Below are 21,803 nucleotides of genomic sequence, written 5' to 3'. Positions count from 1 at the left end.
AAATATTAAAAAGATTGCCTTAAAGTAATGGTTTGTTCGCCACGTTGCACTTGGATTTGGGCTTGCCCCGATTGTTTTACCTGTTCTAACAGTTGGGCATCTTGACTTGGATTTTCCCCCACATTTTGTCCATTTACCGAGATGACACGGTCGCCCGACTGCAAGCCCAAACGCTCTTTAATCCCTGACGGCATACCGTCTGTCACTAGATAGCCGTTGCCCGTGGTAGCAACCCCCATTTGGCTTAAATAGCCTGACGGATTTTCCTGTAATCCTGCAATCGTACTGTCAAGCGGTGAAGCATTGGCAGGGTCGGTTGCAGGGTTTATGCTTGCAGAATTATCAGCTTGTGTGGGTGTGCTTTGCATGGGTATATTGGTTGGGGCAGGGGAGGGATTTGGCATACTGTTCGTTGGCGTGTTGGTTAACACATTGCCTGATAACATCGCACCATTTGGGTTTTGGGCATTGTTGGTGTTGCCCGCTTGTTCACGTTGGTCAAGGGCAAAGGCTGAACCAAACTCAACCTTACTCGTTTGTCCATTTTGACTTAAGATAATATGGTCATTATTTACTTCTGCTAATTGATAGGCACTACCGTCTAGCATTTCGCCAATTTTATAACTTTTTACTTTGCCATTACTTGCCAAAATCGCAAATGACAAGGCTTTTGGACTGGCAATTGTCACCCCCAATACTTTGACATCAGGTGGTGGCTGATTGACCGTTTGTGTCGGCTCAGCACGTGCAAAAATATCCAAGCCATTGCCCATTGGCACGTTGTTTTGGCTTGCTTGCAATGCCACAGGCGTAATCGCAGGTGCAGACGGTGGTGCGACCATGAGCCACACCAAACGAGCCAATAACCAACACAGCCAAACTACCACCACAAATAACAACAGTGGATACAGCTTTTGTAGCTTTGGCAGCAGCCTATATAGGGCAGAAAAGTTCGCATTTGATTTCATCATTACCCCTTAAAAACTCGTCAACGGTTGGCGAAGCGACACTACCACGCTATCATCTGCCCCTTGCCCTTGATAATCGGGCATATTTTTTAACAAACGTTGGGTCAACTGTACATCCAACATTTTATCATTATCCACAAAAAAATCCCCCAAGCGTTGCCCCTGCGGTGTGCTAATCGCCAAATGTAAGCGTTCTTTTTCATTGCTTAACTTGCCTTGCATTGCAGGCAAATCAATCGGATACACCCGACCACCCATCGGATAACGCATCGCACCGCCCGCCCAGCTCAAATCCCCTGTGACACCGCTAAACCCTGACACATTTTTTTGTAATGCCAAATTCTCAAGCATAATCGGCGTGTCAGGCAGTTGCCAATCAGCAAATGAACTTAGCGTATCTTTACCAATTTTTCCTTTAAAATCATTGAGCTGAATGGTATTTTTGTTAAACTTTGCAATCCCTTTAATATCCGTTGAACCCGACCGCACCGCTACCGCCATACCGATTTTCCCTGTGAGCAAATGCCACGGTTGCCACTGCCAATTGAGCGTGCCTGCAAGATTTTTTTGATTGGCTTGATGAATTTGCCAATTGGCTTGACCTTGCCAAAGATTACCCGACACTTGTTGCAAATACGGATTATTTGGGGCGAATTTTTGCACAAGCCAGCTGGCTGGTAATTGCAATAGCAAAAACAAGCAAAACAAAATCAACCCCAACAACAGCCACAGCAATGTCGGTTTTTTCGGACGCATAGACAAAGTTGCCAAAATCAAACCCTTAATGATAACTTGTAAAAAATGAACAAGACAAAAATCCCTATATCATAACCGATTTTGGCAAAATTGTAATCCAATTTATGTCAATATCACCAATATTTTTTGCCAAAATTTCAACAACTTTAACCAAACCAAACCTAAGTTAAGCTATTTTTTAAGAAATTTTTGCAAAAAAATAAAAAAACACTTGCTTTTTTAAAAAATTTTGCTAAAATACGGCTCTCATAAATAGGGGTATCGCCAAGTTGGTAAGGCATCAGGTTTTGATCCTGACATCCGTTGGTTCGAGTCCAGCTACCCCTGCCATATTTTTTGTCAATGGAATAAAAGTAGGTTGTTTCCCTTAAAGGATAAATTCAATCTAAATACATTGACAAATATCTTAAAAATCGGTATAGTTCGCACCGTAATTCTTTATAGAGTTTTTAGGGGTATCGCCAAGTTGGTAAGGCATCAGGTTTTGATCCTGACATCCGTTGGTTCGAGTCCAGCTACCCCTGCCATTTTCTATCCTAACTTTTAGTCATTGAAAATTATCATCTAAATGAATAATGTTAAATAACATTATTATAAGCTGATTTTCATACGTTAATCACAGGACTGCACCATGCCGTATTTGGCGATTTTTACGGGAAATGCCCACCCAGAATTGGCAAAAAATGTTACCAACCATCTGCATATTCCATTAGGTCAAGCCAAAGTTGACCGTTTTTCTGACGGTGAAGTTGCCGTTGAAATTCAAGAAAACGTGCGTGGTAAAGATGTATTTATTTTACAATCAACGTCTGCACCGACCAATGATAACTTGATGGAAGTCATGGTAATGGCGGATGCGTTGCGTCGCTCAAGTGCAGGGCGTATTACAGCGGTGATGCCGTATTTTGGCTATGCTCGCCAAGATCGCCGTCCACGTTCTGCCCGTGTGCCGATTTCTGCCAAAGTGGTCGCTGATATGCTCAACATTGTTGGCATTGACCGTGTGGTAACGGTGGATTTGCACGCCGACCAAATTCAGGGCTTTTTTGACATTCCTGTGGACAATATTTATGGTACGCCTGTGTTGTTTAAAGATTTGCGTGAACAACATTACGAAAATTTAATGGTAGTTTCACCTGATGTCGGCGGTGTGGTGCGTGCTAGAGCTATGGCAAAACAACTCGGTGAAGCGGATTTGGCAATTATTGACAAACGGCGTGCAAAAGCTAATGAATCAGAAGTGATGCACATTATCGGCGATGTGAAAGACCGTGATTGTGTGATTATTGATGATATGGTGGATACCGCAGGTACGCTGTGTAAAGCCGCTGCTGCCCTAAAAGAACATGGGGCAAGACGCGTCGTTGCGTATGTCACGCACCCTGTGTTATCAGGTAAGGCGATTGACACGATTACTAACTCAGTATTAGATGAGTTGGTCGTAACAGACACAATTGCGTTAAGCGATAATGCCAAATCTTGTGTTAAAATTCGTCAAGTGACGATTGCCCCATTATTGGCAGAAGCATTACGCCGTATTAATAATGAAGAGTCAATCAGTGCAATGTTTGAAACTTTATAAAAAAATAAAAAAGTCTAAAATTTTGCTAAAATTGACAACTTATTTTTAAGATTTTTGCTATTTTTTTTAAAAAATAGTATCATGGTATCAATTGGTCGCAAATTGATACCGCTTGTTAACTTAAACTTTAAAGGAACTCTCATGAGTAACCAAGATTTTGCAAAACTAAGTGCAGTACTACGTGGTACTGATGTGCAAGGTAAAGGTGCGAGCCGCCGCCTACGCAAACAAAACCAAGTACCTGCGATTATTTACGGGGCGGACAAAGAGCCATTGGCGGTATCTTTGCGTTACAATGAACTTATCAAATCATTGGAAACTGAAGCGTTTTTCTCGCATATTTTGACCATCAACGTTGAAGGTCATGGTGAAGAAGAAGTGGTTATCAAAGCCCTACAACGCCACCCAGCCAAAAACGTGCCAATGCACGCTGATTTCCAACGTATCGTGCGTGGTCAAGAAATCCACGTAACCGTACCATTCCATTACGAAGGTGCTGACGTTGCTCCGGGGCATAAAGCTGGCGGTATCTTTACGTCAAATGCAACTGAAATTGAAGTCACGTGTATCCCATCAAAAATCCCTGAATTCATCAAAGTTGACGTATCAGCGATGCAAATTGGCGACTCTATCCACCTACAAGATGTGAAAATGCCTGAAGGTGTAGTAATCCGTGAATTGCAAGCTGAAAATGCGGTTAACCGTACCATTGCAACCATTCAAGCACCAACCGTTGAAGTGCTTGAGCCAATCGAGCCTGAAGAACACAAAGAAGCTGCTGGTACGCGTGACCCTGAAGGGGATGAAGAAGCTCGTAAACTTCAAGCCCAAGACGAAACTCACGATGCACCAAAATCTGAAGACGAATAATCTTGCGATTGCGTTAGGATAATTTCCATGTCTAAAATCAAATTGATTGTTGGACTTGGTAACCCTGGTCAGCAGTATGCCAAAACACGGCATAATGCTGGCTTTTGGTTTGTAGAGCGAATTGCTGAAGATTTTAACATTACCTTAAGCTTTGAAAAAAAATTTCACGGGTTACTCGGTCGTGGGCAAGTGCATGGGCATGATATACGTTTGTTATTACCACAAACTTTTATGAATAAATCGGGTGAGTCGGTCATACCTGTTGTCAATTTTTACGATATTGATAATGACGAAATACTGATTGCTCACGATGAGCTAGATATTGGTGTTGCCCAAATGCGTTTTAAAACAGGCGGTGGTCATGGCGGACATAACGGGTTACGAGATATCGTGCCACATCTGGGGGCAGATTTTCACCGTTTACGCTTAGGCATCGGAAGACCTGAGAGTAAATCGCAAGTGTCGCATTATGTGTTGGGTACGCCAAGTCCTGATGAGAAAATTAGCCTTGAGGTGATGCTCGATGAAGCCATGCGACAGCTACCTAATTTGTTAAACGGCGAGTTTGACAAAGCCCAACAAGTAATTAACGGCTTTAAATTGCCTGATTAATCGTCCTTTCTGAAATCCCTATCTATTCTTTTTATAAGAAAGATTTTTATTGCTGAGAAATTTTATGCAATTAACCATGTTAAAAGCCAAATTACACCGTGCCAGAGTCACGCATTGCGAGCTACACTATGAAGGCTCGTGCGGGATTGACAGCGACCTATTGGATTTGGCGGGCATTCGTGAAAATGAGTCTATTGATATTTACAATGTCAACAATGGTAAGCGTTTTCGTACCTATGCCATTCGTGCCGAAGCAGGCTCAAAAATGATTTCGCTAAACGGTGCAGCCGCTCACATGGCGGAGCTGGGTGATATCGTGATTATCGCAAGCTATGCCCAAATGGACGAAGCTGAAGCTGACACACATCAGCCACGCTTGGTATATTTGGAGGAAGGCAATGTGGTCAAAGATACTGCTAATGTCATTCCTGTGCAAGTGCAATAATTTAACCAATTAAATTTTTTGGTATTGTTAAATAAAGATAGATTTTAAGATTTTCCGTTCGGATTGAGCGTGTTGAAGTCTAGCAAAAGCGTTATGGTTCGACCACTTCGCTACGCTTCGTCTTGCGAAACACTGTTTCTCACACCACGAACGCTTTTGTAGAAAAGTATATTGAATTCACAATGCTAATTTTTTTAATTAGTCAAATAATAACCGCTTTTTTACATAAATTTTAACTGATTGACAGATTTGCTATAGACTTTATTTTGGCAAATCCCTAAAATAGCCTATCTTTGGTTATTTTTTTGCTTATGTCAGTATTTTCATCGTTAAATCAATCTATTTTTTTGCGTATTTATGCAGGGTTATTGCTCGTTTGTTTGCTAGTAGCATTATTCGCTCAACTTTTATGGACAACCATTAATGCTGAACGGGTGCAAAATTACCGTGAAAATATGGCAACTTCAGGCTTTCACTTGGTAAGTGAAGGCTTGGCTCGTCAAAAGAGTGATGTCGCTCGTAAGCGTTGGCTCAATGATGTGAGTATTTTGTTTGACAATGATTTTCATCTACAAGATATTGATAAAAATAATTTTAAAAACAGTGAGTTAAAACGTTTAGAAAAACAAAAATCTGTGGTGCGTTTTGATGATAAAACCACCGATGCCCAAATTTTTCACAAAGTCACCGATAGTAACCAAGTCATCCATGTCCATATCAAAAAATTAAGCGAACAGCAGATGAAGGGGCTGGGTGTGTTGTTGCTCGATGATTTGTCGTATTATCCTACCGTAGAAGCCAAACAGCAACGTTTGCAAGCCTTACAGCCGTATTTTCCATTTAAATTATCGTTGCAAAATTTAGAAAATTTAAAATTGGACTCCGACCAACAGTCTCGTTTACTACGGAAAGATATTGTGATTTTGTTTGCCGATAGTGCGAGTACCGAAAATTCATCGTTCAAAATTTTAGCCCCGACTGAAATTCCTAATACCGTGGCGGTGATGGGTTCAATTCCATTGTTCAATTGGTTTCCGCTAAATTTAATTATTAGTATTACTTTAATTAGTATGTTTTTGATTAGTTTAGGTGTGTATGCGTTGATTTTCCCGCTTGAACGTAAATTACAGCTGATCCAAACGGGTGTTACTAAGGTGCGTGAAGGCAAACTTGACACCAAAGTGAAAGTGATTGGCGAAGATGAAATTGCTCATTTGGCATCCACGTTTAACAGTATGACCGAGCATATTCGCCGTTTGATTGAGTCGCAACGTGAGCTAACACGTGCAGTGTCGCATGAGCTACGCACGCCTGTGGCCCGTATTCGTTTTGCGGTGGATATGCTTGCGGATACCGATGAATACGAAGACCGCATGAGCCAGCGAGATTATATTGAGCAAGATATTGAAGATTTGAATGGGTTGATTGATGAAATTTTGACTTATGCCAAATTGGAAGAAGGTTCGCCAAAAATGGAATGGGAAGCGATTAAGTTATCGGAATTGGTCGCCCAAATCGTGCGAGAAACTAACGCTCTTGGCAAGCCTGTCGTGGTAGAAGCGGGACAAATGGATGATAAAGCGGTTGCGGTGGCGGATAGACGCTATTTGCACCGTGTGTTACAAAATTTGGCAGGCAATGCGACACGTTATGCCGAGCAAAAAATTATCGTCACCGCAGGGGTGAACAAAAAAGAAGCCTTTATCAGCGTAGAAGATGACGGACACGGTATTGCTGAAAAAGACCGTGAAAAAGTGTTTATTCCCTTTGCTCGCTTGGACGACAGCCGAACACGTTCGACAGGTGGTTATGGTTTGGGCTTGTCAATTGTTTCTCGCATTGCCTTTTGGTTTAATGGTAATATGAGCGTGGACGAAAGCCCAAACTTGGGTGGAGCAAGATTTACCATGACATGGCCAATAAAACCGTTGGCAACTAGTATCAACGCTGACGAACTGACGCAACAAAGTACAGAACGCAAGTACTGCTCCGAGCCTAATCAGGATGAAGTGTAATCAAAAATTTTTTATCGGTTACCAAAAATTAACAAAGTTATCCTTTAATAACTTAAAAATTCAGTTATAGTGTACTTGGTATTGGCAAGAATTTGTTTTTGCTAATCATCTTATTTGCTAGATTTTTCAACTTATCACTTTATTTATAAGGATTTTTTATGAAAACTTTATTTGTCTCTGGTGCGATACTTGCTTTAGCATTAACTGGCTGTGCCACCAAAACCACGTCAGTGGCTCCTGCACCATCTGCGACAACTAGCCCTGCAGTTGTTAGCACCAATCATACAAACAATATGGGTACGAAGACTTTTCAATGTACCAATGGCTTGACGGTGGCAGTCACTTATCTTAGTGATGAGCAAATCCAACTCCAATCACAAGGCGTTTTTGCTAATCTTTCGTTAAGCCCATCTGCTTCAGGTGCTTATTATACAACGAGCAATGGATTATGGCATAATCAAGGTGGCTCATGGCATGAAAAATCCAATTCGGGTGTGTTAAGTTACAAAAATCTTAGCGGTCAGACACAAAGCGTCACCTGCACTTTGTAATCAACATCACTCTAAAACGCCATTGCTTGTATATTTGTAAAAAGGGACTGATTTTATACAGTCCTTTTTTACAATTGTTCGTAAATTATTTTTCGCTATATAGTTTGACACCTCGGCTAAAGGCACATTGTTTCATGCGTCCACTTTGCACGATGGCATCACGTTCGCCCATGGCGATACTGACGTTATTTTGATTGCCCGAGTTAGCTTTACCCACGCCAAAACTCACGGTTGGATAAATCCCGTGCCGACCGCCTGCAATACCAATTCCCACGCCTGACATGGTAAGTCCTGACTTTTGTTGGTTGGCATTGATGTATTGGGTGGTGCGGTTGTATTCACTCATCAAGGTGTTACAGTCGTAGCTTTGATAAGTATTTGGTGAAATGTATTGTGGTGTTGGCGTGCTAGCACAGCCTGTCATAGCAAGGATAGCTAAAGCAAAAGTTTGTAAAAATAATGATTTCATGGTGGTTGTTCCAAACTCAAAGAATTTAATGATATTTTAACAAATTTTTAAAATAAATTCATCGGTTTTAACAATGCTAACGCAATAATCCCGATATAAGCCACCGCCGAAATACATATACCTGCTCGTGCTTGTGGATTTGGTGTGCTAAGACGAGTGGCTTTAATGGTTGCCGAAATCGCCACGACCAATAGTATAATTTTTGCCAAGACAAAATGCGGAAAACCCACCACTTTTAAGAGCGGTAGTAACTGCAAAATCCCTGTGATTAATAACAAAAAATAAATTACGTGAACCGCAATTTTGAGTGATTTGGTCGCAAGTTGTCCATTTTTACCTTGAAAAACTAAGATAAATTGATAAACAAAAATCGCCACCGTGATAAATGCCATGAGCATATGAAAATGTTTCATGTGTTACCCCTTATTTTGTCCTGCACAGGCAGGGCTATTGGGGGCTTGTCCCACCGCTTGCCATTCATTTGATGTGTAGGCGTGAATAGCGAAGGCGTGAACGGTGCCACCGCCTTGTGCAAGTAGGTCATTTATCGCCTTGTAAACAAGTTGGTGTCGTTGTACCAAACGTTTGTCGGCAAATTCATCGCTGACAATGGTGAGTTTAAAATGACTTTCTTTACCGTCAAAGTAATTGGCATGGTTCATACTTTCGTTTTCTAATTTAACAAAAGTTGGGTTTAATACTTGGACACGTTCATTTAACGCATCGGCAATTGGGGTGGCAGACATCATTTTTTCCTAAATACAACACATAAAATTAACAACAAAGGTATGCTAAAAATTTTAACATACCTTTGATAAATTTAATATGGATTTAACCGTTATTCGTTAAAAAATCAACGTTTTGCTTGGTTATATAACGGCATGACTTTTGGCATCATGGCTTGGATACTGGCGATACGTGTGGTACTCACAGGGTGAGTACTCAAAAATTGAGGCATACCGCTACCGCCTGCTTTTTGCATTTTTTGCCAAAGGCTAATCGCACCGTTGGGATCGTAGCCAGCACGAGCCATGAGTTCAAGCCCCATTAAATCAGCTTCCGTTTCTTGGGTACGGCTGTTTGGTAAACTTAAGCCTACATCTCCCGCCAATCCTGCTAATTGAGCTTGACCGCTAGATAACCCGAGCACCGCCGCACCAAGCCCAATCGCAGTTTGGGTTGCGACTTGGCGAGACATTCGCTCACGCGAGTGTTCACGCAGGGCGTGAGCCATTTCATGCCCCATAATGGCGGCGATTTCAGCATCCGTTAATTTTAGTTTGTCAATAATACCTGTGTAAAACACGATTTTACCACCGGGCATCACATAGGCATTGATTTCGTTGCTTTTAATAGTATGCACTTCCCATTGCCAGTTTTTGGCGTCAGGGCGATAGGCCCCTGTTTGGGCGATTAGGCGATTGGCAATCGTTTTTAGGCGTTGCAGTTGGGCGGGGTTGGTGTCCAATACGCCGTCTTTACGGGCTTCTTGTAAGGTTTTGAGATAGCTTTGGTTTGATATTTTTAAGACTTCATCACTAGACACCATGAGCATTTGTTTACGATTTACCCCAATCGCTCCTGTATCAGTGGTGCTAGAACACGCCGAAACACCGCCAAGAGTGACACCGATTGTCAAAAGGCTGATGCTAAGTTGTTTTTTAAAGCCCATTTTTTTCTCCATAAAAATGTGAATGTTGACAAGGATATTATACCGTTTTTTTGGCAAAAAATAAGTGATTTCACGTAACGGTTGTTGATGATTGTGTAGAATAATAGATTTTTGTGAAAATTTTTGGTAAAAACTCAAAAATTTAGCAACTTATTATATAGAAAAAATAAATTATCATAATGACAGAAGATATATATAAAATATTTTTATTTAGCGTATAAATTTTAGTTTAACTTAATCATGATTTTATAAAAAATCAAAGGTTGATTTTTTGTGATAAATGGTCTTTTTATCAAACCTTAATCTAATATAAAACATTATTGTCCTATAAAATAGCGAACTGATACAACTTTTTGTTGAAGTCCATTGTTTTTATAGGGATTTCGGATTACAATATGCCGATTATATTTCCCTAGTATTGATTTTATGTGACAAAAATATTTCTAAATTTACAGTTATTTTGTAATTTTTGGCAACTTTTTTACTAAAATCTTTACTTTTTATCTTTTGAGAGATTTTAGTTATGTCAAATACGAATAGCAGTTTATTGGGGGATTTATTTAGCAATGCTAAATATCGTCCGCTACTTATTTCTTTATTAGCGTTGACTGCCTTTTTGATTGCACTTGGGGTAGCCAACTATACTTTCGCCCAGCGTGCCACCACGTCTACTGAACACATGGATTTGATTGGTAATATCAGTGATAACACGCTATTTATTGCGACGGGGACTCAGCAGTTAGAGCGTTTGATATCAACAAACCCTGCCAAAGGGCAAGAAGCCTTAAATGCGTTAAAAACGCAATCCGCTGAGATTGACAGTTATTTAGAAGAATTGTTCACTTATGAGCAAAAAGAAACCGCAATGCAAGATTTTGGCGTATTATGGAAAAATTATTCTGCAAAAATTAATACCTTAACACCAAATAGTAGCCCTGCTCAATTTGCCGATCTTGCCAATTACGCTTATCAACAGCAAGCCCCAATTTGGGATTATATGAACGTGGGTTATGATACGTATTTGGAAGATAGTTTGGCAATGGCAAGTTATACCCGTTATATTCAGATTATTGCTCTTGTGACGTTGATTGGGTTCTTGGTGTTTTTTGTGGGGTATGCGTTACGCCGTATGCGGTTGGGTGATGCGTTGGTTGAAAAAGCTCAAAAAGAAACCGATGAAATCATGCACACGGTGAATGAAGGGTTGTTTTTGATTGATAAAGATTTAAAAATTGGGGAGCAATATTCATCAAAGCTAGAAGATATTCTTCAACAGCGTAACATTGCAGGACGAAACCTGTACGATTTACTGGGTGGTATGATTAGTCAAAAAGATATGGAAACCACCAAACTGTTTGTAGAACAGCTTTATAATACTTGGGTGGTAGAAGAGTTAATCCAAGATTTAAATCCGTTAAAACAAGTGTTAATTTCGTTCGTTGATAAAGACGGTATGAGTGATACTAAGTTTTTGGAATTTAACTTTTTGCGTGTCATGGATAAAGCAGGCAAAGCGGTTGAAAAAGTGTTCGTTAGCGTGGTAGATGTGACCAAAGAAGTGCGTTTGCAATTACAAATGCAAAAAGACCGTGAACAACACGACCGTCAAATTGACATGATTAGCTACTTGCTAACAGTGAACCCAACACAGTTAAACAACTTTATTACTGAAACTAAACAACGGATTGAACGCATGAACAATGTGTTAAAAACCGAAAATTTGGACAATCTACCCCATAAAGCACAGCAACTTTACCGTGAAAGTCATCGCTTAAAAGGTGACGCATCTGCGATTAAACTAAACACCGTTGTTAGCATTACTGAAAAACAGGAAAACCACGTTAAACAATTGCTTGAAAAACAACAGCTTACAGGCAATGATTTCTTGGGATTTACCATTGCGTTAAACGAATTGATTGACATGGTGAAATTTATTGAAGGCTTGACCCAACGTCTAAATTTAAAAGATGAAAATGTGGTGGCGACCAATACCGCACAACCAACGCCTAAAACTGCGAGTGTTACGATTTTAAGCCATAATAAACCAACTGCAACGCCAGCGGAAAGTAACTATTGGCAAAATTATTTTAGTAATTACGCAAGCGACATCGCCAAGCGTCAAGGCAAAAAAGTTGTGGTATCGGTGAATGGTTTTGATGATGCTCCGATGAGTGCGGAAAAAAGCCATTTGTACAAAGATATCGCAACACAGTTTTTGAAAAATGCGATTGTCCATGGGATTGAAAATCCGAGTGAGCGTGTTGCTAAAGGCAAACCTGAAACAGGCGTGGTAACATTAAACCTAGAAAATGTTAAAAATAATCAACAAAAATTGAGTGTTACCGATGACGGTCAAGGCATTAACTGGGCAAAAATCCGTGATAAAGCGGTAGAAATCGGACAAGTCAAGCCAGAACAAGCCCAAAATCTACAACCACGTGATTTGGTGCGGTTAATGTTAAGTGCAGGCGTGTCCACTGCTGACAAACAAGACGAAGATGCAGGGCGTGGCGTGGGCATGGATATCGTGCGTCAACTCGCAGTAGAAGGGCAAGGTAAATTTGGCGTAAACAGCCAGCCGAACCAATTTACCCAAATGACCGTGACTTTTCCACGATAACGCCCTATAATAGCATCTTTTTTCAATGAAGATTTGGTTTTTAATAGTTATTTTTAATAAAGATTTTAATAAAAACTAAAACACCAAACCCGATTGACTTAACAACGAGGTAAAAATTATGGCTTACCGTTTGATGATTGTCGATGATTCCAACATTATCCGTAACCGTATTGAGCGTAGCTTTGCCAATAGCGATATTGAAATCGTTGCCACCGCAAGTAATGGGGTGGAGGCAGTACAAAAATTTACGGAGCATCAGCCTGAACTTATCACCATGGATTTGACCATGCCCCAGATGGACGGCTTGGAATGTATCCAAAAAATTGTGGCTCAAGGTACAGGCGTGAGTATTCTTGTCGTGTCGGCATTGTCAGATAAAGCGACGGCGTTGCAAGCCTTGCAATATGGAGCAAGAGGCTTTATTTGTAAACCATTTAGTGAAGATGACTTAGTGTCTGCTATTTATCGGTTGGTGGATATGCAGCATAAAGTATAAAAGTTTGTAAATTGGGCAAACAAAAAACCTTTTAAATTGATTAAAAGGTTTTTTATTTTTTATCAAATAGCAGTTAAAAACTGGCAATTTTTAAACGTAAATTTAACAGCCAGCTGGGTTGAATACCTGTAAAACTTTGTACGGCTTGCCCATTTTTTAAAATTACATAAGACGGTGTTACTTGCCCTTGCCATTGACGAAAAATTGCACCGTTATCATCATTTATCGTGATAAAATCCAAGCCTTTTTGCTGCATATATTGAGTGATGTCTTGATTGTCGCCCGAGCTGACCGCCACGCTGATAATGGGGTAGTTATGACTGCTGGCGAGTTTTTGCACGCTTGGTGAAGCCTGGCGACACACGCTACACCATGTTCCCCAAAAATAAATCAGTACTGGCTGTTGCTCACTTAAGCGGTTTAGGTCAATGCGATGCGCTTGGATACTGTGAAATTGTAGGGTGGGGGCAGACGGCATTACAGGTTTTCGCCACCAATTAATAAGGCTATAAATCACGACAAACATGACCAAATAGCTAAAAAAACTTTTGCTAAATTGGCGTAATTTAGCAGGTTTAGTTTGATGCGTGTTTGGGTAAATGGGTTGGTTTGGCATAGTGGATTTTCCAAGTTAATTTTTCTAAAGACAAAAAATACCTTGCATGATAGCAAGGTATTTTGGGTTTGCAAAGTTTTTTTTGCAATGATGCGAATTAATGCCCAAACTGGTTAGACGTGTTTTTTGCACCGCCAGCTTTTAAGGCATTATCGCCAGAGAAAATTTCTTTGTGGTCATCACCAATGTCAGAGCCTGCCATTGCTTGGTGTTTCACCGCTGATACGCCTTCACGCAATTCTTTACGTTGCACTTCTTCTACATACGCCAGCATACCTTTATCGCCAAAGTAACCTTTTGCTAATAAATGCGTGCTTAATGCTGCGGTATGGAAGGTTGGTAAGGTAATCAAGTGGTGGAATACACAGGCTTCTCGAGATGCGTCCGCTTGGAATGTACGAGCCAACTCGTCCGCAGCGGTGTTAAGCTCAGAATTATCGTAATCGGCTGACATCAAGTTGTTTTTGTCATACGCTGATGTATCTTTGCCTTCTTTTTCCCATTTTGCAATCACTTGTTTACGGAAGTTTAGCGTCCAGTTAAATGATGGGCTATTGTTGTAAACCAGTTTTGCATTTGGCACTTGCTCAACGATACGGTCAGTCATTGATTTGATATGAGCCACGTCTGGCGTTGGCGTTTCAATCCACAACAGGTCAGCACCGTTTTGTAATGCGGTTACACAGTCAAGTACCACACGGTCAATATTCGTGCCTTCACGGAATGCGTACAAGCCGTTTGGCATACGCACTGGGCGAACTAGTTTGCCATCACGTTTTAGCAAGACATCATTTTCTTGAGCGTTTTCAATGCTCACTTCTTCTACATCTAAAAAGTCTAAGTATTTAGATGCAAGGTCGCCTTTTTCACGAGAAACGGGCAGTTTTTGGGTCAATGATGCCCCTTCAGAGTCGGTACGAGCCACAATAACGCCGTCATCAACGCCCAATTCTAAAAATGCGTAGCGGATTGCGTTAATTTTGGCAATAAAGTCTTCGTGTGGCACGGTAACTTTGCCGTCTTGGTGTCCGCATTGCTTGGCATCTGATACTTGGTTTTCAACCTGAATGGCACAAGCCCCTGCTTGAATCATTTGTTTGGTTAACAGATAAGTTGCCTCTTCATTACCAAAACCTGCATCAATGTCAGCGATGATTGGGACAATGTGGGTTTCAAAGTTGTTGATTTTATCCAAAATTGCTTTGGTATCTTGACCTGCTTCTTTGGCTTGTTTTAATTCACGGAAGTAGTCATTTAATACTTTTTCGTCTGCTTGACGTAAGAAAGTGTAGATTTCTTCAATCAATTTTGGCACGGCAGTTTTTTCGTGCATAGATTGGTCAGGTAATGGACCAAATTCAGAACGCAATGCGGCAACCATCCAGCCTGAAAGGTAGATATATTTACGCTCGGTTGTACCAAAATATTTTTTCACCGCATACATGGTTTGCTGACCGATAAAGCCATGCCACGCACCAAGTGATTGGGTATATTTTGACTTATCAGCATCATACTGAGCCATATCACGACGCATAATGCCTGCGGTATATTTGGCAATGTCCAAGCCTGTTTTAAAAGTATTTTGCACCATAAGGCGACCTGCATCTTCTTCGCTGATATTTTGCCAGTTGCCATACCTTTCTTTTAACGCTTTGATGTGTTCAATGGCTGAAACATACGTTGTCATAATCCATCTCCTAATGACGGTTTGGGGGTTAATAACCGATAAACTTTGAAAGTTTGGTTTCCTTGAAAAATTTTTTTGCAAAAAATTGCAAGATTTTTCGCCGTGATACCCGATATTTTGTTAAAATTACCTTTAAACCAAACGGTCATTCAATTGCCCAATATACCGTAGGTTTTTTGATGTGTTTAACAAGTTGATACCACTATAACCCACTTATTATAATTTAGCTAATTTATGATTGTTATTTTTGGTATTTTTAAAAAAAATATTGGTAAAATCATTTTAATTATCAGCTAGTTAAACAAAATTATTTTTATTTATTTGCTAAAACAATTACGAAAAAGTCTTTAAATAACGGAAAAATTATGAATTTACAACGTGTTGATTTAAACTTATTGGTACATTTGGACGTATTATTGCGTGAAAAAAATGTTACTCGAGCGTCCGAACAGCTTGGCATTACCCAGCCTGCCATGAGTAATATTTTACGCCGTTTGCGTAAACTTTTTAACGACCCACTACTCATTCGTTCATCTGAAGGCATGACCCCAACCGAGCGTGCGATGGAATTACAGCCACGTATTCGTGAACTTTTATCGGATATTGGTTTATTGCTTGAGCCACGCACCGAGTTTCGTCCTTACACGTCAAGTCGCATTTTTCGGATTATGACATCGGATTATGCCGAGGCGACGCTTGTGCCACGCCTTGTGAAAGCCTTGCGTTCTGAAGCACCAAACGTGATTTTGGATTTTTTAACACCGTCTGATGTATCCTATCGGGATATGGAGCAGGGCAAGGTGGATTTGGCGATTAACCGTTTTAACGAAATTCCGCAAAGTTTTCATCAAGTATTGGTGTGGCGAGATACGTTTAGTTGTTTGTTGTCGGCGGATAGTCCCTATGTGCATCGGTTTAATTTAAAAAATTATTTGTCGGCACAGCATATTTGGGTGTCAAAAACAGGCATGGGCGTGGGTTTTGGCGTTAATCCTGAAAAATCTGGCGGTCTTGGCTCGATTGACCAAGCCTTGCACCGTTTGGGGCAAAAACGTCAAATCAGCGTGTTTACACGCCATTATCAGATGCCTGCGATGTTAATGGCGAATAAAGATTTGATTGCTACTTTGCCAACCCGTGTGGCGAGAATGCAAGCGAGCAATGATAGTATTGTGATTAAAGAGCCACCGTTTTTTATTCCAGAGTTTGAGTTAACAATGGCATGGTCGCCTCTTTTACAGCATCACCCTGCTCATCGTTGGTTACGTCAGTTGATTTTGCACGTGGCTCGGCAGGTGATTGCTGAAGAAGAAGCGATTGCCCCTGTGCAAGATACCTTACAAGACGGCTCAATGTACACGCAAGCCCCTGATTTGGTGGAGATTGACCCTGATAGACAGTGAGTTGGTTTTTGATTAAGAAGATGTAAGGTGGGTTAGTGATAACGTAACCCACCGAATGTTGACAAGTTGATAAAAAGATTACGGAATATAAGTGTGGTCTTTTGACGCTTCAAATTCATTATTTTCCACTTTTGGTAAAACTTTATTTAAATAAGCATAACCCAAAATTCCTGCAATCAATGACCCAAGCACAATGCCTAATCGCTCATCAAATACTTTGGTTTCAAGCCCCGCAAACGCCAAACCACCAATAAATAAACTCATGGTAAAGCCAATTCCGCATAACATCGCCACGCCAAGCACCTGTCGCCAATCCACATTTTCAGGTAATTTTGCCAAGCCAAGTTTAACCCCAAGCCAACTAAACAACATCACGCCAATCGGCTTGCCAAACACCAATCCCAACGCAATCCCAAGCGGAACACTATGGGCTAACTGCGACATCAATCCGCCACTGCTAAAAGTAATCCCTGCATTGGCAAAGGCAAAAATCGGCAATACCACAAAACTCACCGTTTCATGCAAATCATGCTCCAACGTTTCCAAAGGTGAATGGTTCGGGTCTTTGTCATTGGTTAATGGAATAAACATCGCCCCAATCACCCCAGCAAGTGTGGCATGAATACCCGATTTTAGCATCGCCACCCACATAATCACCCCAACCAACGCATACGCTGTCGTACGCGTGACATTCATGCGGTTCATCGCATATAACACCAACATCGTAACTGCCACCACGCCCAACGCTGTCCAAGACAAACCATGCGAATAAAACAACGCAATCACCAAAATCGCCCCAATATCATCAAAAATCGCAATAGATGCCAAAAACACCTTTAATGCCAATGGCACACGCTTGCCAAGCAACGTCAAGACCCCCAACGCAAACGCAATATCTGTCGCTGACGGTATCGCCCAACCCTTTAACAAATCAGGATTTTGATGATTAAACACCGCATAAATCAACGCAGGCACGAGCATACCACCCACCGCCCCCAATGCAGGCAATACGATTTTTTTCACATCAGACAACTCACCAATCAGCACTTCACGCTTTAGCTCAAGCCCAACCAAAAAGAAAAAAATCACCATTAAACCGTCATTAATCCAATGCACCGCACTATGAGCAATCTCAAAATTACCCACCTGCACCACAATCGGCAAATGTAACAAATGCTGATACCAATCCGCCAAGCCTGAATTTGCCACAATCATCGCAAGCAAAGCCGACACTGCAAGCACAATACCGCCTGCTATATCTAGGGCAAAAAAATTACGGATTTTTTCTCTAAAATGCGTGAACGTTGTCATCAGTCACCCCCAAAGTCACCATAATGGGAAAAATTAGCAAAATGCGAGTAATAAAGAAAAATAATCGCATATTTTGATAAAATTTGAAAAATAAAATCATATTAGCACAAAATATTACGATAATCTAGCATTTTTTAACCAAAAAAGCTAAAATTTGCCCTACTATTTTAACAAATATCATCTACCAATTAGCAGTTTTTCTTTGCTTTTTTCATAAAAACATGGTATAAATAGCCCCTTTAAATTTACCTGTATTTTTTATTTAAAAAACTTATCAAAAGTAAATTTTATATAAAAAATATAAATGAATAAACCTTGATAAACCCTTCAATAAAACCCGCTTAACAACTTTTTTTGTTAAATTTGTTAAAACGCTTAAACAGGCTTGTTTATCAATCCGATTTTAGGCATGAGTAACACTCATGCACACCGATTAGGAGTACACCATGTCTCAAGTATGCCAAGTGACTGGAAAACGCCCGTTGGTAGGTAACAATGTTTCTCACGCAAACAACAAAACCCGCCGTCGTTTCCTGCCAAATCTACATAACCATCGCTTTTGGGTAGAAAGCGAAAACCGTTTTGTTCGCCTACGCTTATCATCAAAAGGTATGCGTATCATTGATAAACTCGGTATTGACCAAGTTTTGGCGGATATGCGTGCTCGTGGCGAAAAAATCTAATTTTGCCAACTTTCTTTTAACATTTTGGAGCAATAGCGATGAGAGATAAAATCAAATTAGTATCATCAGCAGGTACAGGTTATTTTTATACCACCACCAAAAACAAACGTACGATGCCAAATAAAATGGAAATCAAAAAGTTTGACCCTGTGGTGCGTCAACACGTGATTTTTAAAGAAGCAAAAATCAAATAATTTTGCTGATTAAAATCGTGTTAAACGTGTTAAAAAGGTGGGCTAGTTCGTCTTGGCTCGCCTTTTTTGCGTGGTTTTAAACCGATAAATTTGAATAATTTTGTATGAAAGTCATGCGTTTGTTGTCATCGCTTCATCACGATGAAGATGAGCGGGGCATTTTTCGGCTAAATCGTAGTTTGATTAAAAATGGTCACGAGTCTGTTGTGATTGCCAGTACCCCTGCTGAGCATGAGTTGGCGGGACGCTTAGTGCGTGATGGCGGTGAGTATATTCCACTTGCGATGGAAAAGCATACTTGGTCGTCATTGTGGTCAGTTGTGCCGTTGGCTCGGCTGATTTATCGGTATCGTCCTGATATTGTGCATATTCATTCTCGTACACCGGCATGGGTATTAAAGTGGGCGTTACAGCTTGTGCCAATGGCGTATCGTCCGATTACGCTGGCGACGATTTACGGTTATTATCCAACTACGGCGTATAATAAGGCGATTTTTGATACTGACCATTTAATTAGCGTGTCAAATAGTGTCACCGAATATATCAAACAGCATCACCCCGAATATGATGATAGCATGATTACTCGGATTTATCGGGGGGTGGATACTCAAAAATTTATCTATCGGCATCAACCGTCTGTGTATTGGTTACGTCAGATTTTTGCGGAATATCCAGAGCTTGAACACAAAAAATGGGTGTTATTTCCCAATACCTTAGGTGACGGTAAGGGGCAGTCTTGGTTATTTGACATCGTGGGCAATCTAAAAGAAATTTTACCCAAAATTCACGTCATTATCATGGACGATAACCAGCGAGACGGCATTCACATGGAGCATTTTTTACAACGAAGTCGTGCGTTGGGTTTGGACGGTTATTTTACCTTTGTCGGACAGCGTCACAACGATAGCCGAGAGTGGTTATCAGCGTCCAACGTGGTGCTAGGGCTGGCGAGTCAACCTGAAAGTATTGGTATTAATGTGTTAAAAGCCATTCACCTTGGCACGCCTGTGGTGGCGTGGAATACAGGGATTTATAGTGAATTGTTAAACGAACTATATCCCCAAGGCTTGGTTAAAGAAATCACCGCCAAAGCCTTGTGTAAAGTGGTAAAAATTCAGCTAAAAAACGTCTGTCGTCCGCAAATGACCAATGAATTTATCCAAAAACACATGATAAAACAAATTTTGGCATTGTATCAAGAATTAATCCAAATTACCCAAAATCCACCCACTAAAAATCCAGAGCAAAACCAAATAAAATCAAATACTCGTCAAAAAAATCCTGATGATATGGCTAAAAAACAACTTTGCCGAGTGGATTAATTGAGCAAATTGAATAATGTCAACAATATCAAAATCAACGCACCAATTCTGCCAATTTTTCGGTGTCTAATTCATTCATTTGTAAAGTTTTTTCGTCCGTTTTAACAGGATTATTTTGGTTTAACGGTTTTAGATTTTTTTCAAATTCAGGCAACATTTTTTGCATGGCATCGCCAATCACAAACTGCGGTTCGGACGGTTCAAAGCCCATGCGTTTTTCTCGTTTGGCAATGTTCACAATCGCATCGTCAAAGGCAGGCTTAAAACGTTTAAATTTTGGTAGACTTTCGGCAAAAAAAGCTTGCCCAAAGTAAGTATATTCCGCTTCGTTGGTGCAGCCAAACGAGTCCTTGTCTTTTGCAGATGCGGTGATAATGAGCGTAGTCGGCGATTGCAAATCATCAATAAATGAGCCTGAATAACACGCAGAAATCACAATCACTCGCCACTTTATCCCTGATTTATCAAGGGTTTGGCGTAGCCATTTGGCGTCCACTTCATCCAGCTCTAGCGGTGGGTTAGACATTTCTAACAGCTTGTCACCGCCGTGTGAACTGATATTCAAAAATAACACGTCTTCGGTGATGTTCATTTTTTTGGCAATGGCTTGCAAAGCGGTGTCAATACTGGTTTTACTGGCAATCGGTAACACTTGCCACGTCATAGCATTGTTAACCAAATCTAAAGAACGCCCCGCCATACCAAACTGATTATTTAAAAACTCGGTGGTTAATTCAATCTCGGCGCGAAACACATCTTGCTCACCATGTCCTGCCACGCCTAAAAAATACCAATCTCGCACCGCAGGACGTTCGCCAAGTATTTGGTTTAAACTGTCTTGTAATAAATGTTGCTGAGCGTAAAAAGCGTCTTCGTTAAGGGTCGGTTGATAAGGGTCGGCTTGAAAAATCGGCTGACTTTTCACATTTTGTTGCCAAACCGTGAACACCACAAACGCCCCAAGCAAAATAAAGCCACGCTCCAACCACGACCAACGCAACTGTTGCCCAAAAATCCACAACAACGCCAAACCTTGCCAAACAAACAACACGGTAAACAAAATCGGCAACACCGCATACGACCATGCAGGCAACCAACCATAATGCGACACCCATTGCACCGCACTTTGTAACAATGCCATCACGGTATCGGCAACCAACCACAAAATTGCAGGCACAAAAATTAACATCGCATTGCCATGTCGCTTGGCAAGCACTAACCCTGCAAATACCATCACCGTTGGCCACACCAAATAACTAATCAACCCTTGTTGATTAAAATGCGTACTTTCATCACTGGCAAGCCACGAAAATAACAAATTACTTGCCAATGCGGTTAATGCAAAAAACACAAATTGCCAAATCGTTGGTTTTACCCAATAAAACGCCTTTTTTGAACCGATAAGCATATACGCCATTGCCCGTAAATTAGCGAGCAAATTTTGGGAAAAATACTGTAATGGACGTAAATCAAGCTGGCTAAAAGGCGTTGGCATGGTGCTTCATCGTGAGTGGTATGATAAAAATAAAAA

The 21,803-nt window shown here is 40.7% G+C and carries 22 protein-coding genes and 2 tRNA genes; 14 read left to right on the top strand and 10 right to left on the bottom strand.

The window, feature by feature from the left end:
• Positions 1 to 5 precede the first annotated feature (5 nt).
• Positions 6 to 968: a type II secretion system protein N gene (locus A3G3_RS0102990; RefSeq protein ID WP_019519063.1), complete on the bottom strand. Its 963-nt coding sequence runs from the start codon at positions 966 to 968 to the stop codon at positions 6 to 8.
• Between the two features lie 9 nt (positions 969 to 977).
• Entirely contained in the window at positions 978 to 1,739 is a 762-nt protein-coding gene (gene gspN / locus A3G3_RS0102985; protein ID WP_228702702.1) for a type II secretion system protein N, read from the bottom strand.
• A gap of 239 nt (positions 1,740 to 1,978) precedes the next feature.
• Here gspN and A3G3_RS0102975 point away from each other — a divergent pair.
• From A3G3_RS0102975 to A3G3_RS13930, 8 genes are all read left to right on the top strand, one after another.
• Positions 1,979 to 2,054, top strand: a tRNA-Gln gene (locus A3G3_RS0102975).
• Between the two features lie 121 nt (positions 2,055 to 2,175).
• Positions 2,176 to 2,251, top strand: a tRNA-Gln gene (locus A3G3_RS0102970).
• Between the two features lie 104 nt (positions 2,252 to 2,355).
• Positions 2,356 to 3,306, top strand: coding sequence for a ribose-phosphate pyrophosphokinase (locus A3G3_RS0102965; protein WP_019519061.1), 951 nt, complete (start codon positions 2,356 to 2,358; stop codon positions 3,304 to 3,306).
• A gap of 141 nt (positions 3,307 to 3,447) precedes the next feature.
• On the top strand, positions 3,448 to 4,176 hold the full coding sequence (locus tag A3G3_RS0102955; protein WP_019519059.1) for a 50S ribosomal protein L25/general stress protein Ctc: 729 nt from the start codon (positions 3,448 to 3,450) through the stop codon (positions 4,174 to 4,176).
• 27 nt (positions 4,177 to 4,203) lie between these two features.
• A complete protein-coding gene (gene pth, locus A3G3_RS0102950) occupies positions 4,204 to 4,788 on the top strand; it encodes an aminoacyl-tRNA hydrolase (protein ID WP_019519058.1) in 585 nt (194 codons plus the stop codon).
• Positions 4,789 to 4,852: 64 nt separating this feature from the next.
• A complete protein-coding gene (gene panD / locus A3G3_RS0102945; protein ID WP_019519057.1) occupies positions 4,853 to 5,233 on the top strand; it encodes an aspartate 1-decarboxylase in 381 nt (126 codons plus the stop codon).
• Between the two features lie 311 nt (positions 5,234 to 5,544).
• Positions 5,545 to 7,248: an ATP-binding protein gene (locus A3G3_RS0102940; protein WP_019519056.1), complete on the top strand. Its 1,704-nt coding sequence runs from the start codon at positions 5,545 to 5,547 to the stop codon at positions 7,246 to 7,248.
• A gap of 158 nt (positions 7,249 to 7,406) precedes the next feature.
• On the top strand, positions 7,407 to 7,799 hold the full coding sequence (locus A3G3_RS13930; RefSeq protein ID WP_019519055.1) for an MliC family protein: 393 nt from the start codon (positions 7,407 to 7,409) through the stop codon (positions 7,797 to 7,799).
• Between the two features lie 85 nt (positions 7,800 to 7,884).
• Here the strand turns inward: A3G3_RS13930 and A3G3_RS0102930 are convergent, their stop codons facing one another.
• The 4 genes from A3G3_RS0102930 to A3G3_RS0102915 form a co-directional block, all read right to left on the bottom strand.
• Positions 7,885 to 8,268 (bottom strand): hypothetical protein, encoded by a 384-nt coding sequence (locus A3G3_RS0102930; RefSeq protein WP_019519054.1) that lies wholly within the window; start codon positions 8,266 to 8,268, stop codon positions 7,885 to 7,887.
• A 47-nt stretch (positions 8,269 to 8,315) separates the two neighbouring features.
• Positions 8,316 to 8,681, bottom strand: a complete 366-nt coding sequence (locus tag A3G3_RS0102925) for a SirB2 family protein (RefSeq protein ID WP_019519053.1) — start codon at positions 8,679 to 8,681, stop codon at positions 8,316 to 8,318.
• Positions 8,682 to 8,684: 3 nt separating this feature from the next.
• Positions 8,685 to 9,014: a BolA family protein gene (locus A3G3_RS0102920; RefSeq protein WP_019519052.1), complete on the bottom strand. Its 330-nt coding sequence runs from the start codon at positions 9,012 to 9,014 to the stop codon at positions 8,685 to 8,687.
• A 107-nt stretch (positions 9,015 to 9,121) separates the two neighbouring features.
• Positions 9,122 to 10,078: a M48 family metallopeptidase gene (locus A3G3_RS0102915; protein WP_019519051.1), complete on the bottom strand. Its 957-nt coding sequence runs from the start codon at positions 10,076 to 10,078 to the stop codon at positions 9,122 to 9,124.
• A 385-nt stretch (positions 10,079 to 10,463) separates the two neighbouring features.
• Between A3G3_RS0102915 and A3G3_RS0102910 the strand changes: the two genes are divergently transcribed.
• Both A3G3_RS0102910 and A3G3_RS0102905 read left to right on the top strand, forming a co-directional pair.
• Positions 10,464 to 12,560 (top strand): ATP-binding protein, encoded by a 2,097-nt coding sequence (locus A3G3_RS0102910; protein WP_019519050.1) that lies wholly within the window; start codon positions 10,464 to 10,466, stop codon positions 12,558 to 12,560.
• Positions 12,561 to 12,678: 118 nt separating this feature from the next.
• The gene (locus A3G3_RS0102905) at positions 12,679 to 13,056 is read left to right on the top strand and encodes a response regulator (RefSeq protein WP_019519049.1); all 378 of its coding nucleotides are present in this window, start codon (positions 12,679 to 12,681) and stop codon (positions 13,054 to 13,056) included.
• A 73-nt stretch (positions 13,057 to 13,129) separates the two neighbouring features.
• Here A3G3_RS0102905 and A3G3_RS0102900 read toward each other — a convergent pair whose 3' ends face one another.
• Together A3G3_RS0102900 and A3G3_RS0102895 are read right to left on the bottom strand one after the other, a co-directional pair.
• On the bottom strand, positions 13,130 to 13,672 hold the full coding sequence (locus A3G3_RS0102900; protein ID WP_019519048.1) for a protein disulfide oxidoreductase: 543 nt from the start codon (positions 13,670 to 13,672) through the stop codon (positions 13,130 to 13,132).
• Positions 13,673 to 13,769: 97 nt separating this feature from the next.
• Positions 13,770 to 15,359, bottom strand: coding sequence for an isocitrate lyase (locus A3G3_RS0102895; protein ID WP_019519047.1), 1,590 nt, complete (start codon positions 15,357 to 15,359; stop codon positions 13,770 to 13,772).
• Positions 15,360 to 15,724: 365 nt separating this feature from the next.
• Between A3G3_RS0102895 and A3G3_RS0102885 the strand changes: the two genes are divergently transcribed.
• Positions 15,725 to 16,762, top strand: a complete 1,038-nt coding sequence (locus A3G3_RS0102885; protein ID WP_019519045.1) for a LysR family transcriptional regulator — start codon at positions 15,725 to 15,727, stop codon at positions 16,760 to 16,762.
• A 78-nt stretch (positions 16,763 to 16,840) separates the two neighbouring features.
• Here the strand turns inward: A3G3_RS0102885 and nhaA are convergent, their stop codons facing one another.
• Positions 16,841 to 18,073: a Na+/H+ antiporter NhaA gene (gene nhaA, locus A3G3_RS0102880; RefSeq protein ID WP_019519044.1), complete on the bottom strand. Its 1,233-nt coding sequence runs from the start codon at positions 18,071 to 18,073 to the stop codon at positions 16,841 to 16,843.
• Positions 18,074 to 18,519: 446 nt separating this feature from the next.
• Here nhaA and rpmB point away from each other — a divergent pair, with 446 nt between their 5' ends.
• From rpmB to A3G3_RS0102865, 3 genes are all read left to right on the top strand, one after another.
• The gene (gene rpmB, locus A3G3_RS0102875) at positions 18,520 to 18,756 is read left to right on the top strand and encodes a 50S ribosomal protein L28 (protein WP_019519043.1); all 237 of its coding nucleotides are present in this window, start codon (positions 18,520 to 18,522) and stop codon (positions 18,754 to 18,756) included.
• 38 nt (positions 18,757 to 18,794) lie between these two features.
• Positions 18,795 to 18,950, top strand: a complete 156-nt coding sequence (gene rpmG / locus A3G3_RS0102870; RefSeq protein WP_019519042.1) for a 50S ribosomal protein L33 — start codon at positions 18,795 to 18,797, stop codon at positions 18,948 to 18,950.
• A 104-nt stretch (positions 18,951 to 19,054) separates the two neighbouring features.
• Entirely contained in the window at positions 19,055 to 20,272 is a 1,218-nt protein-coding gene (locus A3G3_RS0102865; RefSeq protein WP_026212811.1) for a glycosyltransferase, read from the top strand.
• A 34-nt stretch (positions 20,273 to 20,306) separates the two neighbouring features.
• Here the strand turns inward: A3G3_RS0102865 and A3G3_RS0102860 are convergent, their stop codons facing one another.
• On the bottom strand, positions 20,307 to 21,767 hold the full coding sequence (locus A3G3_RS0102860) for a C13 family peptidase (protein WP_019519040.1): 1,461 nt from the start codon (positions 21,765 to 21,767) through the stop codon (positions 20,307 to 20,309).
• Between the last annotated feature and the right edge of the window lie 36 nt (positions 21,768 to 21,803).

This window comes from Moraxella boevrei DSM 14165, assembly GCF_000379845.1.
In the GTDB taxonomy this organism is placed as follows: domain Bacteria; phylum Pseudomonadota; class Gammaproteobacteria; order Pseudomonadales; family Moraxellaceae; genus Faucicola; species Faucicola boevrei.
The sequence above is the reverse complement of the archived record's forward strand: the minus strand, read 5'-3'. Positions and strand labels throughout refer to the sequence as shown.

Coding starts and splice junctions, on each gene's coding strand:
- A3G3_RS0102865 (WP_026212811.1), top strand. CDS start 19,055: ATGAAAGTCATGCGTTTGTTGTCATCGCTTCATCACGATGAAGATGAG.
- A3G3_RS0102955 (WP_019519059.1), top strand. CDS start 3,448: ATGAGTAACCAAGATTTTGCAAAACTAAGTGCAGTACTACGTGGTACT.
- rpmB (WP_019519043.1), top strand. CDS start 18,520: ATGTCTCAAGTATGCCAAGTGACTGGAAAACGCCCGTTGGTAGGTAAC.
- A3G3_RS0102965 (WP_019519061.1), top strand. CDS start 2,356: ATGCCGTATTTGGCGATTTTTACGGGAAATGCCCACCCAGAATTGGCA.
- A3G3_RS0102905 (WP_019519049.1), top strand. CDS start 12,679: ATGGCTTACCGTTTGATGATTGTCGATGATTCCAACATTATCCGTAAC.
- A3G3_RS0102885 (WP_019519045.1), top strand. CDS start 15,725: ATGAATTTACAACGTGTTGATTTAAACTTATTGGTACATTTGGACGTA.
- A3G3_RS0102920 (WP_019519052.1), bottom strand. CDS start 9,014: ATGTCTGCCACCCCAATTGCCGATGCGTTAAATGAACGTGTCCAAGTA.
- pth (WP_019519058.1), top strand. CDS start 4,204: ATGTCTAAAATCAAATTGATTGTTGGACTTGGTAACCCTGGTCAGCAG.
- A3G3_RS13930 (WP_019519055.1), top strand. CDS start 7,407: ATGAAAACTTTATTTGTCTCTGGTGCGATACTTGCTTTAGCATTAACT.
- A3G3_RS0102860 (WP_019519040.1), bottom strand. CDS start 21,767: ATGCCAACGCCTTTTAGCCAGCTTGATTTACGTCCATTACAGTATTTT.
- A3G3_RS0102925 (WP_019519053.1), bottom strand. CDS start 8,681: ATGAAACATTTTCATATGCTCATGGCATTTATCACGGTGGCGATTTTT.
- nhaA (WP_019519044.1), bottom strand. CDS start 18,073: ATGACAACGTTCACGCATTTTAGAGAAAAAATCCGTAATTTTTTTGCC.
- A3G3_RS0102930 (WP_019519054.1), bottom strand. CDS start 8,268: ATGAAATCATTATTTTTACAAACTTTTGCTTTAGCTATCCTTGCTATG.
- A3G3_RS0102940 (WP_019519056.1), top strand. CDS start 5,545: ATGTCAGTATTTTCATCGTTAAATCAATCTATTTTTTTGCGTATTTAT.
- A3G3_RS0102910 (WP_019519050.1), top strand. CDS start 10,464: ATGTCAAATACGAATAGCAGTTTATTGGGGGATTTATTTAGCAATGCT.
- A3G3_RS0102990 (WP_019519063.1), bottom strand. CDS start 968: ATGAAATCAAATGCGAACTTTTCTGCCCTATATAGGCTGCTGCCAAAG.
- A3G3_RS0102895 (WP_019519047.1), bottom strand. CDS start 15,359: ATGACAACGTATGTTTCAGCCATTGAACACATCAAAGCGTTAAAAGAA.
- rpmG (WP_019519042.1), top strand. CDS start 18,795: ATGAGAGATAAAATCAAATTAGTATCATCAGCAGGTACAGGTTATTTT.
- A3G3_RS0102900 (WP_019519048.1), bottom strand. CDS start 13,672: ATGCCAAACCAACCCATTTACCCAAACACGCATCAAACTAAACCTGCT.
- panD (WP_019519057.1), top strand. CDS start 4,853: ATGCAATTAACCATGTTAAAAGCCAAATTACACCGTGCCAGAGTCACG.